The sequence below is a fragment of the Pseudomonas sp. GM78 genome (genome assembly GCF_000282475.1).
GTDB lineage: Bacteria > Pseudomonadota > Gammaproteobacteria > Pseudomonadales > Pseudomonadaceae > Aquipseudomonas.
The window spans coordinates 1-16,868 of record NZ_AKJF01000070.1 but is presented as its reverse complement, the minus strand read 5'-3'; the positions used below and the strand labels follow the sequence as shown (position 1 = coordinate 16,868).

The following is a 16,868-nucleotide window of genomic DNA, read 5'->3' as shown; positions in this document are numbered from 1 at the left end:
TCAACGTCCTGCAGTGGGTTACCCTTACGTCTTATGTGTGATTTCCCACAAGGATTGAAGAAATGTCTGAGCCAGTAAAACTGCGCGCTCACAATCAGGCCCATTGCAAGGATTGCAGTCTGGCCCCGCTGTGTTTGCCACTTTCTCTGAATCTGGAAGATATGGATGCGCTGGACGAAATCGTCAAACGTGGCCGCCCGCTGAAAAAGGGTGAGTTTCTGTTCCGCCAGGGCGACAAGTTCGACTCGGTCTACGCCGTGCGCTCCGGCGCCCTGAAGACCTTCAACCTGAGCGATGCCGGCGAAGAACAGCTCACCGGCTTCCATTTGCCGAGCGAGCTGGTCGGGCTGTCGGGCATGGACACCGAAAAACACCCGGTGTCGGCGCAAGCGCTGGAAACTACTTCGGTCTGTGAAATACCCTTTGAACGCCTCGACGAACTGGCCCTGCAGCTGCCGCAGTTGCGCCGTCAGCTGATGCGCGTGATGAGCCGCGAGATCCGTGACGATCAGCAGATGATGCTGCTGCTGTCGAAAAAGACCGCCGATGAGCGCATCGCCACCTTCCTGGTCAACCTGTCGGCGCGCTTCCGTGCCCGGGGCTTCTCGGCCAATCAGTTCCGCCTGAGCATGTCGCGCAATGAAATCGGCAACTACCTGGGCCTGGCGGTTGAAACCGTGTCGCGGGTGTTCACGCGCTTCCAGCAGAACGAACTGATCGCCGCCGAGGGCAAGGAAATCCGCATCCTCGACCCGATCCAGCTGTGCGCCCTGGCCGGTGGTTCCCTCGAAGGCTGATTAGGCCGATCGCGGCTGAGCGAAACGGTTCAGCCGCCGTTATACTGTGTCGTTTGCAGCCTGCCAGGACACCTTCGATGGTCTTCGACTCCTTCGACATCAAATCCCTCATCCGCCCCGTGATCGACTTTCCGAAGCCCGGCGTGATCTTTCGCGACATCACCCCGCTCTTCCAGTCGCCCACGGCCCTGCGCCTGGTGATGGACAGCTTCGCCCACCGCTATGTCGAGGCGGATTTCACCCACATTGGCGCCATGGATGCCCGGGGTTTCCTGATCGGCTCGGTGCTGGCGTATCAGTTGAACAAGCCGCTGGTGCTGTTTCGCAAGCAAGGCAAATTGCCGGCCGACGTTCTGGCTGAAGGTTATGCGACCGAGTACGGCGAAGCGTTTCTTGAAGTGCACGCCGACAGCCTGTGCGAAGGCGATTCGGTGGTGATGTTCGATGACCTGATCGCCACCGGCGGTACCCTGATTGCGGCGGCGAACCTGATTCGACGCATGGGCGCGCGGGTGCATGAAGCGGCGGCGATCATCGATTTGCCGGAGCTGGGAGGTTCGCAGCGCCTGGAAGACATGGGGATTCCGACTTTTTGCCTGACGCAGTTTGCCCTTTCCGACAAGTAAGCGGCGCTTGTGCTGACGCCATCGCTGGCAAGCCAACTCCCACAGTGTTCTTTGTTGTGCACAGAATTTATGTACACATCAGATCCCTGTGGGAGCTGGCTCGCCAGCGATGGCGTAATCCGCCACACCGCCCACTAGAGCCCCATCTGCTTGCTGATAATCTCGTTCATCACTTCCCGCGTCCCCCCGCCAATCGACAGAATCCGGTTATCCCGGTACAGCCGCTCCACCAGGCTCTCACGCATGTAACCCAGGCCACCCAGTATCTGCACGGCATCGTGGGTGATCCGGTCCGCCGTGTCCGTGGCAAAATTCTTGGCCATGGAAATCTCCTTGATCACGCTCTTGCCCGCCGCCATTTTCGCCGCCTGCCGGTAGGTGAACTCCCGTGAGACTTCGAGTGCCGTGGCCATCTCCGCCAGGCGATGCTTGATCACCTGGAACTTGCCGATCGGTTTACCAAAGGCTTCACGCTCGCGCGCCCACTTGAGGCTTTCCTCCAGGGCAAGCTGCGCGGTCATGTTGGCCATCAACGCCAGGGCCAGGCGTTCGTTCTGGAAATTGCCCATGATGCAGGCGAAACCCATATTCTCGCTGCCGATCAGGTTTCCTACCGGAACCTGACAATCATCGAAGAACAATTCGGCGGTGTCCGACGCCCACCAGCCCATTTTCTTCAACTGCCGACCCACGGTGAAACCCGGGGTGCCTTTTTCGATCAACAACAGGCTGATGCCAGCGAAACCCGGCTCGCCGGTGCGCACCGCTACGGTGTAGTAGTCCGCGCGCACGCCGCTGGTGATGAAGGTTTTACTGCCGTTGACCCGGTAGAAATCGCCCTCACGCACGGCGCGGGTTTGCAGGTTGGCGACGTCGGAACCGCCGCCGGGTTCGGTGACGGCCAGGGCGCTGATTTTCTCGCCGGACAACACCTGTGGCACCACCCGATCACGGACGCAAGGGCTGGCCCACTTGAGAATCGGCGGCAGGCCGATGTCCAGCGAACCCAGGCCCGCCACCAGGCCACCGGAGCCACAGCGCATCAGCTCTTCGCTGGCGGCGATCTTGGTGAACACATCGCCCTCGTGGCTGCCGCCCAGGCTTTGGGGGTAACCGATGCCGAGGATGCCCGCCGCACCGGCCTTCAGATAGAGCTCGCGGGGAAAGTTTTCGGCTTCTTCCCACTGCTCGATGCCCGGCAGAATCTCGCGCTCGACGAAGCGCCTGACGCTGTCGCGGACCATTTGGTGGCTGGGGTCGAAGTATTCCTCGAAGGCAGGCATCGGCGAACTCCACTGAAGGGTTCAGCGAAGTTAACCGAGCGCTTGCTTGGTTTACAACAGGATTGTGTGAATCAGATATGCCGAGACACCTGCATCGCGAGCAAGCTTTGCTCCTACAGTAGTCAAACCCAAAACCTGTAGGAGCAAAGCTTGCTCGCGATGGCGTCCCTGAAGGCGCTACAGGACTAGAGGGAGATCGGCTTACGCCCCGCAAACGAATGCGCCAGCGTCCCGCCATCCACCAACTCCAGCTCGCCACCCAGCGGCACGCCATGGGCGATCCGCGAAGCGATCAGGCCTTTGCTGCTGAGCAGCTGGGCGATGTAGTGCGCAGTGGCTTCGCCTTCCACGGTCGGGTTGGTGGCGAGGATGACTTCGGTGAACGTGCCCGCCTCCTCGATCCGCGCCATCAATTGCGGAATGCCGATCGCCTCCGGCCCCAGCCCGTCGAGCGGCGACAGATGCCCCTTGAGCACGAAGTAGCGGCCACGGAAACCGGTCTGCTCCACGGCGTAGACATCCATCGGCCCTTCCACCACGCACAGCAAGGTGTCGTCGCGGCGGGTATCGGCGCACTGCGGGCAGAGATCGTCTTCGGTCAGCGTGCGGCACTGACGGCAGTGACCGACCCCATCCATGGCCTGGTTCAGGGCCAGTGCCAGGCGCGAGCCGCCACTGCGATCACGCTCGAGCAACTGCAACGCCATGCGCTGGGCGGTTTTCTGACCCACACCTGGCAAAACTCGCAGGGCGTCGATCAGTTGGCGAATCAAAGGGCTGAAGCTCATGGGGAAAAGTCCGACGAAAACAACGAGACGCGGTTTATACCCGCGCCTCTGTTGAGCGTCAATTCACAGCGTCAATTAGTCGTTGGGCGCGACCCGCACCACCAGTTTGCCAAAGTTGCGACCTTCCAGCAGCCCGATGAACGCCTCGGGCGCCTGCTCCAGGCCATCGACCACGTCTTCGCGAAACTTCACCTTGCCATCACGCACCCACGGTGCCATCGCACTGATGAACTCCGGCTGACGGTCACCGTAGTCGTCGAACACGATAAAGCCCTGGATTCGCACGCGCTTGGTCAACAACGTGCGCTGCAATTGCGGCAAGCGATCCGGGCCGCTCGGTGCCTCGCTGGCGTTGTAGGAAGCAATCAGGCCACAGAGCGGAATCCGCGCCTTGGGGTTTAGCAACGGCACCACGGCGTCGAACACCTTGCCGCCGACGTTCTCATAATAGATATCGATACCCTTGGGGCATGCCTTCGCCAGCTCGTCGACGAAGTCCGGGCTCTTGTGGTCGATGCAGGCATCGAAACCCAGCTCTTCAGTGACATAACGACATTTTTCCGCCCCGCCGGCCACGCCGACCACGCGCAGGCCCTTGATCTTCGCCACCTGGCCCACCACCGACCCCACGGCGCCCGAGGCTGCCGCCACCACCAGGGTCTCGCCCTCTTTCGGCTGGCCGATGTCCATCAAGCCCATGTAGGCGGTCATGCCCGGCATGCCCAGCACACCCAGGGCCATGGAGGGGTTGGGCAGCCCCGAAGGTAGCGCCATGATGCTGGTACCGTCGTTGATGCTGTGGCTCTGCCATCCCGTGGCGCCGACCACCAGGTCACCTTCATGAAACTTGGGATGGCGCGAACGCTCGACCCGGCTGACTGCACCACCGGTCATCACATCGCCGATCTCCACCGGCGCGGCATAGGACGGCGCATCACTCATGCGCCCGCGCATGTAGGGGTCCAGCGACAGATAAAGGGTCTTGAGCAGCACCTGACCCTCGGCCAGATCGGGTAGCGCGACCCGCTCCAGGCGAAAATTCTCCGGCGTCGGTGCGCCGACCGGGCGCGAGGCCAGGACGATACGTTGGTTGAGGGTCATGGGGTCGGACATGTCAGCGTCTCCTTTGATCGATGGGTACGGGGTATAGGGAGCAGACCTTTTTACTGGTTTGGCGTTCGATGTCTATTCGGTTGAACCGAGGCGACTTCATCGCGGGCAAGCCCGCTCCCACAGGTTTTGCGAACGCCGCGAATCCTGTGGGAGCGGGCTTGCCCGCGAAGGCGACTTCACAGGCGCCGCATCCCTGTGAGGCAGAAACAAAAATGCCAGGCAAGATGCCTGGCATTTTTTGTAGCTCATCCGACGCCTGAAGGCGAATCAGAATGGCAGTTTCATGCCCGGTGGCAGTTGCATGCCGGCGGTCATGCTGCCCATTTTGTCCTGGCTGTTGGCTTCGATCTTGCGCACGGCGTCGTTGACGGCCGCGGCGAACACCGCTTCGAGCATTTCCTTGTCATCTTCGCTCAGGCCTTCGACCAGGCTTGGGTCGATGGTCACGCGTTTGACGTCGTGACGACCGGTCATCACCACGGTGACCATGTCGCCACCGGCTTTACCGGTGACTTCGGCGTTGGCCAGCTCTTCCTGCATCTTGGCCATTTTTTCCTGCATCTGCTGTGCCTGCTTCATCAGGCCGGCCATGCCACCTTTCATCATGGGAATCACCTCAAAAGTACTTGGATTAAACGGCGCCCGCCCATGCGGGCAAGCGCCTTCAGTTATTAGCCCTGACTGGCCAGGGCCTCGACAGGTTCAATAGTATCGTTACGGACCACCGCACCGAACTGCTGCATCATTTGCTGGATGAACGGATCACCGTGGATCGATTCCTCGGCCTCGCGCTGACGGTCGGCACGCCGACGGGACGCGGCCTGGGCCGGTGTTTCCTGCTGAGGCTTGATCAGCTCCATGGTCAGGGTCAGGGTCCGCCCGTGATACTGGTTCAACGCTTCGTTGAGACGACGTTGTTGAGTGGCGTTGAACAAGGCGCTGTGGGCCGGGTCCAGGTGTAACAACCAATTGTCGCCATCGACCGCGATCAGCGTGCAGTTGGCGGCGATGCTGCCGGTCATGCCGGAAATCGGCAGCTTCGGGAACAGCTCCAGCCATTGCAGCGCCAGGCCCGTGGCGGGTGCTGCAGCGGGCTCAGGCTCGGGTTCTGCGGCTGGCTCGGCGGCGTGCTCACTGGCCAATTCGTCGAGGTAGCTGTAGGCCGAGTCCATGTCTGGTTCGATGTAATCCTCGTCCAGCGGCGGCTCGTCATCGAGGTCCATGCCAGGGGTGGCGGCATCGACTTGGGCCACCGTCGGCTCCGGAATCGGCGCGGCGGCCCACTCCGGTGCGTCCGGCACCACGCTTTCCGGGGTCGGCAACGGCATCGGCGGCAGTTCGGGCTGCTCGCTGGCAGTTTCCAGCACCGGCTCGACGGCTGGCTGCTGAACGGCTGCTGGCTCGACCGGATCATTCCACGGCAGGTCGACCACTTCTTCGACCACGACTGCCGGGGCCACCGGCTCAGGCTCAGGTACAGGCTGAAGTGCTGCGACAGGCGCAACCGGCGCAGGTGCCGGAGCCACTGCCGCCACAGGTGCAACGGGCGCAGCGACGACCTTTGCTACGACCGGCGTGGCAGCCACTGATTTGGCGGAATCAACAGTGGCCTGGCTGATCCCCACTGGCTTTAGCGGTTGACTTGGCGCGTCCGTGGTGTCGGCGGGCCGGAACGCCAGCATGCGCAACAGCACCATTTCAAAACCGCCGCGGGGATCGGGAGCCAGCGGCAAGTCGCGGCGGCCGATCAGCCCCATCTGGTAATAGAACTGAACGTCTTCGGCCGGCAAGGCCTGGGCCAGGGCCAGCACCCGGTCACGGTCGCCATGGCCGTTGTCGACGCCTTCCGGCAAAGCCTGGGCAATGGCGACCCGGTGCAGCACATTGAGGATTTCCGAGAGCACGCCGTTCCAGTCCGGCCCCTGTTCGGCCAGATGGCGGACCGCTTCGAGCAGGGCCTTGGCGTCGCCTTCGATCAGCGCATGCAGGACGTCATAGACCTGGCCGTGATCGAGGGTGCCGAGCATCGCCCGCACGTCAGCGGCCATGACCTTGCCTTCACCGAAGGCGATCGCCTGGTCGGTGAGGCTCATGGCATCGCGCATCGAACCGTCGGCGGCGCGACCGAGCAACCACAGCGCATCGTCTTCGAACGGCACGTTCTCGACGCCGAGCACATGGGTCAAATGCTCGACGACCCGTTCCGGGGTCATGTTCTTCAGGGAGAACTGCAGGCAACGCGAGAGAATCGTTGCGGGAAGTTTCTGCGGATCAGTGGTGGCCAGGATGAACTTGACGTAGGGTGGCGGCTCTTCGAGGGTTTTCAGCAGCGCATTGAAAGAATGGCTGGAGAGCATGTGCACTTCGTCGATCAGGTAGACCTTGAAACGCCCGCGGCTGGGGGCGTACTGCACGTTGTCGAGCAGCTCGCGGGTGTCTTCGACCTTGGTGCGGCTGGCAGCGTCGATCTCGATCAGGTCGACGAAGCGGCCTTCATCGATTTCGCGGCACACCGAACACTCGCCGCAGGGCGTTGAAGTGATACCTGTTTCACAGTTCAGGCATTTGGCGATGATCCGCGCGATGGTGGTCTTGCCGACCCCGCGCGTCCCGGTAAACAGGTACGCGTGGTGCAGCCGCTGGCTGTCCAAGGCATTGATCAGAGCCTTGAGCACATGGGTCTGGCCGACCATTTCGCGGAACGAGCGCGGACGCCATTTACGTGCAAGAACCTGATAACTCATCGAAAACCGTCGCAGCGAAGGAAACAGAAGCGGCTAATGCTAGCGGAGCAAGGCACAAATTGCATCCGGTGCGCTCGTCTAATCTGGCTAAGCTGCATTTTGCGGGCCTTTTGCTTCAAGGATAGTGGAGCGTTTATGCGGTTGGCCTGGGGGGCACTGCTGTTGATCAGCCTGGACGGGGTGGCCGCTGACACGCCGTTGCGCTTCGTAGTGCCTGACAGTTGGGCCATGCCGATGGTGCAACTGGAGCGTGGCCGACCGACCCAGGGCATCCTGTATGACGTGATGCTCAGCCTCGCGACCCAGGTCGGTGTACCGGCGCAGTTCCACGTATTGCCCCGCGGCCGGGTGCAGAACGCCATGGAACAGGGCGAGGTCGACATTCGCTGCTACGCCGCACAGTCCTGGACGCCGAACCAGTCCGGCGACTATATCTGGAGCATTCCGCTCTGGACTCAACCCGACCTGCTGGTCAGCCGGCCTGACGCGAAGGACTCCGTCAACCCGGCACACTTGCCCCATCAATCGATCGGCACGGTCCTGGGCTACAGCTACCCGACCCTGCAGCCGCTGTTCGACGCCAACCGGCTGTATCGGGACGACGCCCGTAACCAGGAACAGGTGCTGGAGAAGCTGCATGCCGGACGCAACCGCTATGCGGTCAGCAACCAATGGACCCTGGACTGGTTCAACCAGCGATTGTTGCCGCAGCAGCAACTGCAAGGCGTGGCGTTCCTGCAGGAGCAACGCGTCGGCTGTTACGTACGCAACGATCCCAAGGTGCCGGTGCAGCGCATTCTGCGCACCCTGCTGCGCATGAAGATGTCAGGGGAAATCGATGACATCATTCGCCTTTACGTGGGCGGCAAGGCTGAAGCCAGGCCATGACCGCGGGCGGCTGAATCTGCCACCCGCCATCGCGCAGGCGCGACAAATCCCGCGACCCAGCCCGGGACGTTGGCGGCGGGCATCGGCGGCGCGCACTATTCGATGAAGCAAAATGCCAGCCCCCCCTCAGTATGGGCTTTGATAACCATTTATGTTAGTTTTGCGGCCAAATGAAAGCCTTGTGTCGATTTGGACAAGTTCCTAGTTCAGCCACGCTAGTAGGCTTTTCTGTATCCACGCACTTGATATCGACGGTATCCATACTTCAGGGAAGCATTTGTTTTGAATACCCCTCCGCTCGTCGTAGATCTTGACGGAACTTTACTCTCATCGGACATGTTGCTTGAAACCGGCATGGCGTTTGTCCGAGCCCGGCCCCTGAGCTGCCTTAACCCGTTTTTGTGGATGATGCAAGGCAAATGCGTCCTTAAGGAAAAGCTGGCGCAGGCAACCCAAATCGACATGGCACTGCTTCCCTATAACGCCGCTGTGCTGGATTTGTTGAAAGCCGAAAAGCTGGCCGGGCGCCAAATCATACTTGCTACCGCAACCCATCACAGTCTCGCGCAAAAAATAGCCGATCATCTCGACCTCTTTCATGGGGTATTGGCGAGCGACGACAAGACCAACCTGAGCGCCCATAAAAAGCGTGACCTGCTCGTACAACTTTACGGGGAAGAAGGCTATGACTACCTGGGGAACTCCAGCGATGACCTGATCGTCTGGGAATCGGCACGTCACGCCTATATCGTCGAACCTGAATATGGCGTTGAAAAACGCGCGAACAAACTGCAAAAAACAGCCCTCACGATCAGCACTCCGCGCGCCCCGCTGAAAGACTGGCTCAAAGCCTTGCGACTGCACCAGTGGATGAAAAATCTGCTTATTTTCGTTCCTTTGCTGGCCGCCCATAAAATAGGTGATTTTTCGCTACTTTTTAAGGCAGTCATCGCATTCGTATTATTTGGCATCTGCGCATCCAGCGTCTACCTGCTCAACGATCTACTTGACCTTGCCGACGACAGGCATCACAAGACCAAGAAAAATCGCCCCTTTGCCGCGGGTCGCTTAAGCTTGAAATCCGGGATCATGGTGTTTCCGACCCTACTGATCCTGGCGTTCGGTGGCGCCCTATTCCTGATGCCACTGGAATTCGTTGGCGCCCTGTTCGCCTACTATATCTTGACACTCGCCTACTCACTTTCCCTCAAACGGATAATGGCAGTAGACGTCATTGCACTAGCACTTCTCTACACTATTCGAATAATTGCCGGCGCCACAGCCCTAGCACTTACCCTTACGTTCTGGATGCTCGCATTCTCCATGTTCATGTTTCTCAGCCTTGCAATGGTCAAGCGCTACGCTGAACTTCGCGAGGCACATAAAAAAGGTCACAAAGAAAAAACCCGAGGGCGTGGTTATTACCCTGACGACCTTGAAATGATCTCATCGCTCGGGGCTGCGGCGGGCTACCTGTCCATTATGGTGCTCGCGCTGTACATTCACGACAACGTCACAGTCGAACTCTATAAACACCCCCAAATCATTTGGATGGCGTGCCCTCTGCTGCTGTTCTGGATAACGAGAGTCTGGGTATTGACGCACCGCGGACAAATGCACGATGACCCAGTCGTCTTTGCGATAAAAGATAGAACCAGTCTTGTTGTTGGAGCATTGTTCTGCCTTGTGTTCTGGATTGCCGCCTGATGAACAATATCAAATCGTGGGGGCGCGTCCCAAATGCTCCCCAGTCCGGACATTCGCCTCACTGGCGAGCCGACATTGGCCGTGTCAGCAACGACGTCATTGCCCAACACGAAACGACATTAGCCTATGGCAGTGGGCGTAGTTATGGCGACAGCTGCCTGGCTGCTAGCGGACATGTCATTTGCATGCGCGGTATGGATCGGGTCATCCACTTTGACCCCGAGACAGGGAGGCTGACGGTTGAATCTGGCATTACCTTGAACGAAATTCTGCAGATTATCGTCCCTCAAGGCTGGTTCCTATCGGTCACGCCAGGCACTCAGTTCGTGACAGTTGGAGGTGCAATTGCCAATGACGTCCATGGCAAGAACCATCATGTTAAAGGTACCTTTGGGTGCCATACGCTTAGGTTTGGATTGCTGCGCAGCGCTGAAGAACAAATCACCTGCTCACCTACCGAAAACGAAATACTGTACAACGCGACCATCGGAGGCCTAGGCCTTACCGGCATTATCACTTGGGTTGAATTCCAGCTCACACCGATCCAGTCTGCACAAATCAACACCAAAACGATTCGATTCAACTGCTTAAATGATTTTTTCCTCCTGTCAAACGAACTCGACAGGCAACATGAGTACAGCGTTGCCTGGATAGACTGCGTGGCCAAAGGCGATCAGATTGGAAGGGGTGTTTTTTTTGTCGGCGACCACGCCGAATACGGCGATAAAACCCTGGGCACGGCCAAAAAGACCAATGTCCCCCTCACTGCACCGTTCTCGCTGATCAACAATCTTTCACTGCATGCATTCAACACCCTGTACTGGCATAAACACCCCAAGACATTGGCCCTCGGCCGCTCCAATTACGAACCCTTTTTCTACCCGTTGGACACCCTGACCAACTGGAACCGGATCTATGGGCGCAATGGCTTTCAGCAATACCAGTGCGTTATCCCCGAGGTGGTCGCCTCCTCGGCGATGCATGAAATACTCAAGTGCATTTCACAATCAGGTGAAGGTTCGTTTTTGGCTGTATTGAAGCGCTGCGGCGACATCATCTCACCTGGGCTACTGTCCTTCCCGATGCCTGGTATTTCCTTGGCGCTGGACTTCGCGCAGAAAAAGTCAGTCGTCGACCACGTGTTCCCAAAACTCGATCACATCGTTCGAGAAGCTGGGGGACGGCTCTATCCCGCCAAAGACGCTCATATGACGGCCTCAGACTTCCAGGCGTTCTTCCCGAACTGGGAACAACTGGAAGCCCTACGCGCGCCGCATTTAAATTCCCTCTTCTGGAAACGAGTAACTCAATGAAACGTATTGTAATCGTTGGCGCCACGTCCGCCATTGCCGCTGCGTGTGCACGCCTCTGGGCAAAACAGGGGGCGGAGTTTTTTCTGGTCGGGCGCAATGAGGAAAAGTTGCATCAAACAGGATCTGACCTGTTGGGGCGTGGTGCGAAAACGGTTCACTATCGCACCCAGGATGTAACCGATTACAGCCTTCATGCCGCTTTGCTTCAAGAAGCTGTCAATACGCTGAATCAAATCGACGTGCTCTTGATCGCTCATGGCACGTTGCCAGATCAGAAAGCTTGTGAAAGCCAAGTGGAAAAAGCACTTGCAGAGTTCTCCGCAAATGGAACGTCTGTGATTTCGCTGCTGACTCACTTCAGCAACCACTTCGAAAAGCAGCGATGCGGCATAATCGCCGTTATCTCCTCCGTGGCCGGCGATCGCGGGCGCCAATCCAACTATCTATATGGAACAGCAAAGTCAGCTGTTTCCACCTTCTGCCAAGGCCTGCGGGTTCGCATGTTCAAAGTGGGTGTACACGTCATGGATGTGAAGCCGGGCTTTGTTGACACCCCAATGACCCAAGGTCTGCCATTGCCAGGTGCACTGGTCGCCAAACCGGAAACCGTCGCAGAAATCATCCTTCGCGGTATTGATCATCGCAAAGCCGTGGTTTACGCCCCTTCTTTCTGGCGATTAATCATGATGATTATTAAATGCGTGCCTGATTTTGTATTCAAGCGTTTGAGCCTTTAATAAAAATTATACTTTCACCTTTGAATTTGAGGCCCTGACCTTGAGCACCACACTCTCCTCTACTGAAAAGAAAGTCAGTAATGGTTGGTTCGTTCTGTTTTTTTCAGTTCTTGCCGTCGTACTAGCCGTTTCGAATTGGCCGATTATCAGCACGCATACCATTGAAACCAGCGACTTGGCGGCCAATAGCCTATTAATCCTAAAAGCCAAAGAGTTCGCGCTGTTTGTTGGCAACTACTCACGGGTAGGCTTTAACCATCCCGGCCCCGCCATCCTGTATGTATTGGCATTTGGTGAGTTTGTATTTTTCGACACCCTGAAAGTCGTGCCTTCGCCAATTTCCGGACAATTGCTGGCAGTCGCACTGTATTCCGCCTTCTGGATCACCCTCCTCCTGAAACTGTTGACAAAGCTCACCGGAAAACTGAGTGATGCAGCAGTGATTACCGCCCTGTTCCTCGCTGTAATCACGTTTTGCGACTCCAACTTTCTGACCGGCATGTGGTTCCCACACCTGTACATGCTGCCTTTCGCGGTCATGGTCATATCGATTTCGACGCTGTTTAACGGACGAACAGATGCCCTACAGTCTCTGGCATTATCTTCCGGCTTTCTCGTCAACGGTCACGTTTCCTTCGTAGCCATCCTGGGCATCACACTCATTCTGCTACTGGCCTTCAACCGAATCGCCTTTTATAGAAGCGATCGCGCCAAGGTCATCACTAGCAAGGACTTCGTGCAGAACAACATCAGACCCATTCTGCTCAGCATCGTGACCCTGGCACTCTTTTTCGTCCCTCTTGCGATAGAAACCTTCATCCACTTCCCTGGTCCTATCGCGGCGTACGCCGCCTTCAGCGGTGGGCGTGCTCCGAATACACTTCGTGAAGCCATCAGTTTCACCTCGGTCTACTGGGGCGGCATCCTGCCCGCCGTGATAGGCGCATCAGCGCTGATCTTCGCCAACACAAAACTATCCAACGCCAAGAGCCATTGGATCAGAGCCCTCAGCCTAGCCTTCATAGCCGCAACATGCGCCGTTTTGTTTTATGCAAAATACGGTGTGGACATGCTCGATCACGCCTACATCGGCTTCTTTTACTACTCAGTACCCGCCATGACGCTGGCCATTCTGTGCTTTGTCTGCCGCGGACTGGTGCCAGAAAGCAAGAAGCAGAGCGCGTCAATCGTCGCGATTGTCATTTGTATCGCCCTGACCCTCCATAACATCAGCAAACCGCCAAGCTCTACAAACGACTACATTATAGAGTCCTATAATGCACTCGTAGAATTCAACTATCCAAAGCGCATGGTATTCGATCTCGACAGTGGAAATGACTGGGACTATCTATGGTCGACTGTTGTTGGCATAGAAAACTATGCTCGCCGGAATAATAAATCACTTTTCTGCATCAGTAAGAACTGGCATATTTTATTCACTCACGAAGCCATGTGCACACCTGCCGAAGTCAGAGACAACATGCGACTCTTTGTAACGAGCAATTCCCCAGAGACACAGCGCGTAGAAAAGGTCGCCATCCGTACGCCAGGCTTGCTCTTTATCGAAATGACGCCACCTAACTTTGCAGGCAAGGGCCTCATAACCGTTAACGGAAACCAGGAACTTTTCAATCGCTATATTCTTGACACTGGCTGGTCAGCAGTTGAGCAAGACTTCGTCTGGTCCATGAGCAAGATCGCCACCCTCAGCATACCGGTGCCAGAAGGGTTTAAAGGCCTAATCACACTAGACTTAGGGGCCTTTGTTCCCAATTCCAAAATCAGCCAACACGTTGAGATCCATCACGACAACCAAGTTGTGGCTACTCAAACATTCAACAATAGTACCGCCCGTCAAAAGATATCTTTTAACGTGAAAGATGGGGCGTACAAGACGATTCAATTGAGCATCAATGTAGAAAAACCGGTATCACCCCGGGAGGTAGGGTTATCAGATGACCCAAGAAAACTGGGTGTGGCGCTGTACGGTGTGCAAGTAGGAGCTGAATGAAAATGAACAAGTCATCGAAAATTGTACTACCGGGCGGCGCCGGCCTGGTGGGTCAAAACTTGGTCGCTCGCCTGAAAGACAGGGGTTACACTAATATTGTCGTCATCGACAAACACCAAAAAAACCTTGAAGTGCTGCGCCAGGCATACCCCGGCATAGAGGCACACTTCGCCAATCTGGCGAAGCCGGGTGAATGGGCCCGTCATTTCGAGAATGCTGATGTCGTTGTCATGCTGCAGGCACAAATTGGCGGCTTGGACTACCAGGAATTCATTGAAAACAATGTTGATTCGACGCACAACATCTTAAGTCTGATCAAGCAATACAACATTACCAAAACCGTTCATATCAGCTCGTCAGTTGTCGAATCTGTCGCAGATGACTTTTATACACGCTCAAAAATCGCACAAGAGCAGATGGTTCTGGCAAGCGATGTAAAATGCCCGATCCTGCGCCCGACACTGATGTTCGGCTGGTTCGACAGAAAGCACTTAGGATGGCTGTCACGCTTTATGAAAAAAGTACCTGTATTCCCGATCCCAGGGAATGGCAAGTACATGCGTCAACCGCTCTATGTCGGCGATTTTTGCAACGTCATTATCAGCTGTATAGAAAATGACATTGAGAACAAGATCTACAACATCTCCGGGCACGAGAAGGTGGATTACATCGATATCATTCGCGAAATCAAAAGAACCATCCACGCGAACACGATCATTCTGAGAATCCCTTACGGCCTTTTCTACTCCCTGATCTGGACCTGGTCGCTGTTTGACAAAAATCCTCCGTTCACCACTCAGCAACTTCAAGCGCTGAGCGCCAAGGATGAGTTCGAAGTGATTGACTGGCCGTCCATCTTCAACGTGCCCTGCACTTCGTTTTCAAACGCGCTGAACGAAACATTCAACGACCCTACGTACAGCAAATATATTCTGGAGTTTTAATCATGGGAGAGCGCGTTGCAGTACTGGGGGCGGGCCCAATGGGTTTGGCGGTTGCCTATCAGTTGACCAAAGAAGGTAAGCACCCGGTCATTTTTGAAGCGGATGATCGTGTCGGCGGCATGACCGCGGGTTTCGATTTCTCTGGTTTGACCATTGAGCGCTACTATCATTTCCATTGCATCTCGGACCACGCGTTCCTGCAAATGCTGCAAGAGCTTGGCATCGAAAACAAGATGCGTTGGGTCGAAACCAAGATGGGCTATTGGTATCAGAATGAATTGCAATCCTGGGGCAATCCCACTGCATTGTTGAAATTCCGCGGGCTTAGCCTACTTGCCAAGTTTCGGTACGGGCTACACGCCTTTCTGTGCACCAAGCGCAATGATTGGAAGCCTCTGGACAACCTGGAAGCAATTGGGTGGATCAAGCGCTGGGTGGGTGCAGAGGCCTATGAGGTGCTATGGCGCCGACTGTTCGACTTCAAATTCTACGACTTCAAAGACAACCTGTCCGCCGCGTGGATCTGGAGCCGGATTCGCCGTATCGGACGCTCCCGTTACAGCCTCTTCAAAGAGAAACTGGGGTATCTGCATGGTGGCTCCACGACTTTGCTCGATGCGATGTCAGAAGCCATCAAACAAGCCGGTGGCGAAATTAGACTCTCAAGCAGAATCTCAAAGGTCGTCATTGAATCGGGTCATGTCAAGGGCGTCGTGAGCAATGGCGAACTGGAGAGCTTTGACAAGGTTATCAGCACCATTCCACTGCCCTACATCCCAAGTATCATGCCGGATCTGCCTGCGGACATCCTCAGGAAATTCGAGAACACCAAAAACATCGCCGTGGTTTGTGTGATCGCGAAATTGAAAAAAGCCGTCACTGAAAATTTCTGGCTCAACACCAATGACCCTGAAATGGATATCCCGGGCCTAGTGGAGTATTCAAATCTTCGCCCGCTGAACGAGCATATCGTTTATGTGCCCTTCTACATGCCGGGTGAACACCCCAAATTTCAGGAATCTGATGAGATTTTCATCAACAAGGTCAAGCAGTACCTCAAGAAAATCAACCCTTCGCTTAGCGATGATGACTTCCTGGATGTTCGAGCGAGCCGTTATCGCCATGCCCAGCCGATCTGTGGCCCGGAATACTTGGACACCATTCCGGACGCCAAGCTACCCGTGAAAGGCCTATGGGTAGCCGATACATCTTATTACTACCCCGAAGACCGCGGAATTTCTGAAAGTATCGATTTTGGACGAAAATTGGCGAAGGATGCAGTTTCTTGACCAAAATGTTCATGAACAAGCAATTTATAATATTTCTTGTTACCGGGGGGACCGCGGCTGCTGTCAACTTCTTTTCGCGCATCCTTTACAACCAGTGGACGAATTTTTCCACGGCGGTGATACTTGCCTATATAACAGGCATGGTAACAGCGTTTTTGTTGGCCAAGGCGTTCGTCTTCAAAGAGAGCACTCAGCCGCTGAAACATTCGATTCTGTTTTTTGTGCTGGTTAATGTGGTCGCGGTATTGCAGACCTACTTCATCAGTTTAGGCATGGCCTATTACTTACTGCCGGCACTGAACATCACGCTCCTCGCCAAAGAGATTTCGCATGCGGTAGGCGTGGTTGTCCCGGTCTTTACCAGCTACCTCGGTCACAGGCACCTCTCCTTCCGGGAGAAATAAAAAAGTCGATCGCAAATATCGGATATCGGACCAGTAGTCACTCGTGCCGGCCCCACCATAGGTGGGTGCCAGCATTTTTTATCCTGTTGCTCCCGATCCAACTCACCACCCAATCAACACGCCTTCCTGATCCAAAAGCTTAGGTGTGATCACAACCTTCTGCTTGAACGCCGGATCCAACAGCCCGGCGCGCCCGTCAGAACGTAAGCGCTCCATAAACCCCA

15 protein-coding genes are annotated in these 16,868 nt (G+C 56.2%); 10 read left to right on the top strand and 5 right to left on the bottom strand.

Annotated elements, in window-relative coordinates; all coding sequences use genetic code 11:
• Positions 1–62 precede the first annotated feature (62 nt).
• Positions 63–797 (top strand): fumarate/nitrate reduction transcriptional regulator Fnr, encoded by a 735-nt coding sequence (gene fnr / locus PMI35_RS20690; protein WP_008057871.1) that lies wholly within the window; start codon positions 63–65, stop codon positions 795–797.
• A gap of 77 nt (positions 798–874) precedes the next feature.
• On the top strand, positions 875–1,423 hold the full coding sequence (locus PMI35_RS20695; RefSeq protein ID WP_008057870.1) for an adenine phosphoribosyltransferase: 549 nt from the start codon (positions 875–877) through the stop codon (positions 1,421–1,423).
• Positions 1,424–1,557: 134 nt separating this feature from the next.
• Here the strand turns inward: PMI35_RS20695 and PMI35_RS20700 are convergent, their stop codons facing one another.
• The 5 genes from PMI35_RS20700 to dnaX all read right to left on the bottom strand — a co-directional run bounded on the left by PMI35_RS20700 (position 1,558) and on the right by dnaX (position 7,351).
• The gene (locus PMI35_RS20700) at positions 1,558–2,706 is read right to left on the bottom strand and encodes an acyl-CoA dehydrogenase family protein (protein WP_008057868.1); all 1,149 of its coding nucleotides are present in this window, start codon (positions 2,704–2,706) and stop codon (positions 1,558–1,560) included.
• 185 nt (positions 2,707–2,891) lie between these two features.
• Positions 2,892–3,494, bottom strand: coding sequence for a recombination mediator RecR (recR, locus tag PMI35_RS20705; RefSeq protein ID WP_008057867.1), 603 nt, complete (start codon positions 3,492–3,494; stop codon positions 2,892–2,894).
• Between the two features lie 75 nt (positions 3,495–3,569).
• Positions 3,570–4,607, bottom strand: coding sequence for an NADP-dependent oxidoreductase (locus tag PMI35_RS20710; RefSeq protein WP_008057866.1), 1,038 nt, complete (start codon positions 4,605–4,607; stop codon positions 3,570–3,572).
• Positions 4,608–4,874: 267 nt separating this feature from the next.
• Positions 4,875–5,213, bottom strand: coding sequence for a YbaB/EbfC family nucleoid-associated protein (locus PMI35_RS20715; protein WP_007933349.1), 339 nt, complete (start codon positions 5,211–5,213; stop codon positions 4,875–4,877).
• Between the two features lie 65 nt (positions 5,214–5,278).
• Positions 5,279–7,351, bottom strand: a complete 2,073-nt coding sequence (dnaX, locus tag PMI35_RS20720) for a DNA polymerase III subunit gamma/tau (RefSeq protein ID WP_008057865.1) — start codon at positions 7,349–7,351, stop codon at positions 5,279–5,281.
• Positions 7,352–7,486: 135 nt separating this feature from the next.
• On the opposite strand from dnaX, the gene PMI35_RS20725 reads away from it, so the two are divergent.
• From PMI35_RS20725 to PMI35_RS20755, 8 genes are all read left to right on the top strand, one after another.
• The gene (locus PMI35_RS20725; RefSeq protein WP_008057864.1) at positions 7,487–8,239 is read left to right on the top strand and encodes a substrate-binding periplasmic protein; all 753 of its coding nucleotides are present in this window, start codon (positions 7,487–7,489) and stop codon (positions 8,237–8,239) included.
• A 336-nt stretch (positions 8,240–8,575) separates the two neighbouring features.
• Positions 8,576–9,946 (top strand): UbiA family prenyltransferase, encoded by a 1,371-nt coding sequence (locus PMI35_RS20730; RefSeq protein ID WP_008057862.1) that lies wholly within the window; start codon positions 8,576–8,578, stop codon positions 9,944–9,946.
• Positions 9,946–11,259 carry an FAD-binding oxidoreductase gene (locus PMI35_RS20735; RefSeq protein ID WP_008057860.1) on the top strand — a complete coding sequence of 438 codons (1,314 nt, stop codon included), beginning with the start codon at positions 9,946–9,948 and terminating at the stop codon, positions 11,257–11,259. Before PMI35_RS20730 ends, PMI35_RS20735 begins: the two co-directional genes overlap by 1 nt.
• Positions 11,256–11,996 carry an SDR family oxidoreductase gene (locus PMI35_RS20740; protein WP_008057859.1) on the top strand — a complete coding sequence of 247 codons (741 nt, stop codon included), beginning with the start codon at positions 11,256–11,258 and terminating at the stop codon, positions 11,994–11,996. The genes PMI35_RS20735 and PMI35_RS20740 overlap by 4 nt, the downstream gene beginning before the upstream one ends.
• Positions 11,997–12,036: 40 nt before the next feature.
• Entirely contained in the window at positions 12,037–14,007 is a 1,971-nt protein-coding gene (locus PMI35_RS0132490; protein WP_008057858.1) for a DUF7024 domain-containing protein, read from the top strand.
• Between the two features lie 2 nt (positions 14,008–14,009).
• On the top strand, positions 14,010–14,951 hold the full coding sequence (locus tag PMI35_RS20745; RefSeq protein ID WP_008057857.1) for an NAD-dependent epimerase/dehydratase family protein: 942 nt from the start codon (positions 14,010–14,012) through the stop codon (positions 14,949–14,951).
• Positions 14,952–14,953: 2 nt separating this feature from the next.
• Positions 14,954–16,240, top strand: coding sequence for an NAD(P)/FAD-dependent oxidoreductase (locus PMI35_RS20750; protein WP_008057856.1), 1,287 nt, complete (start codon positions 14,954–14,956; stop codon positions 16,238–16,240).
• 5 nt (positions 16,241–16,245) lie between these two features.
• Positions 16,246–16,644 (top strand): GtrA family protein, encoded by a 399-nt coding sequence (locus PMI35_RS20755; protein WP_032831507.1) that lies wholly within the window; start codon positions 16,246–16,248, stop codon positions 16,642–16,644.
• The last annotated feature ends 224 nt before the right edge of the window (positions 16,645–16,868 follow it).

Excerpts from the sequence above, each read along its gene's own strand:
- fnr (WP_008057871.1), top strand. The coding sequence starts at position 63 with ATGTCTGAGCCAGTAAAACTGCGCGCTCACAATCAGGCCCATTGCAAG.
- PMI35_RS20695 (WP_008057870.1), top strand. The coding sequence starts at position 875 with ATGGTCTTCGACTCCTTCGACATCAAATCCCTCATCCGCCCCGTGATC.
- PMI35_RS20700 (WP_008057868.1), bottom strand. The coding sequence starts at position 2,706 with ATGCCTGCCTTCGAGGAATACTTCGACCCCAGCCACCAAATGGTCCGC.
- recR (WP_008057867.1), bottom strand. The coding sequence starts at position 3,494 with ATGAGCTTCAGCCCTTTGATTCGCCAACTGATCGACGCCCTGCGAGTT.
- PMI35_RS20710 (WP_008057866.1), bottom strand. The coding sequence starts at position 4,607 with ATGTCCGACCCCATGACCCTCAACCAACGTATCGTCCTGGCCTCGCGC.
- PMI35_RS20715 (WP_007933349.1), bottom strand. The coding sequence starts at position 5,213 with ATGATGAAAGGTGGCATGGCCGGCCTGATGAAGCAGGCACAGCAGATG.
- dnaX (WP_008057865.1), bottom strand. The coding sequence starts at position 7,351 with ATGAGTTATCAGGTTCTTGCACGTAAATGGCGTCCGCGCTCGTTCCGC.
- PMI35_RS20725 (WP_008057864.1), top strand. The coding sequence starts at position 7,487 with ATGCGGTTGGCCTGGGGGGCACTGCTGTTGATCAGCCTGGACGGGGTG.
- PMI35_RS20730 (WP_008057862.1), top strand. The coding sequence starts at position 8,576 with ATGTTGCTTGAAACCGGCATGGCGTTTGTCCGAGCCCGGCCCCTGAGC.
- PMI35_RS20735 (WP_008057860.1), top strand. The coding sequence starts at position 9,946 with ATGAACAATATCAAATCGTGGGGGCGCGTCCCAAATGCTCCCCAGTCC.
- PMI35_RS20740 (WP_008057859.1), top strand. The coding sequence starts at position 11,256 with ATGAAACGTATTGTAATCGTTGGCGCCACGTCCGCCATTGCCGCTGCG.
- PMI35_RS20745 (WP_008057857.1), top strand. The coding sequence starts at position 14,010 with ATGAACAAGTCATCGAAAATTGTACTACCGGGCGGCGCCGGCCTGGTG.
- PMI35_RS20750 (WP_008057856.1), top strand. The coding sequence starts at position 14,954 with ATGGGAGAGCGCGTTGCAGTACTGGGGGCGGGCCCAATGGGTTTGGCG.
- PMI35_RS20755 (WP_032831507.1), top strand. The coding sequence starts at position 16,246 with ATGTTCATGAACAAGCAATTTATAATATTTCTTGTTACCGGGGGGACC.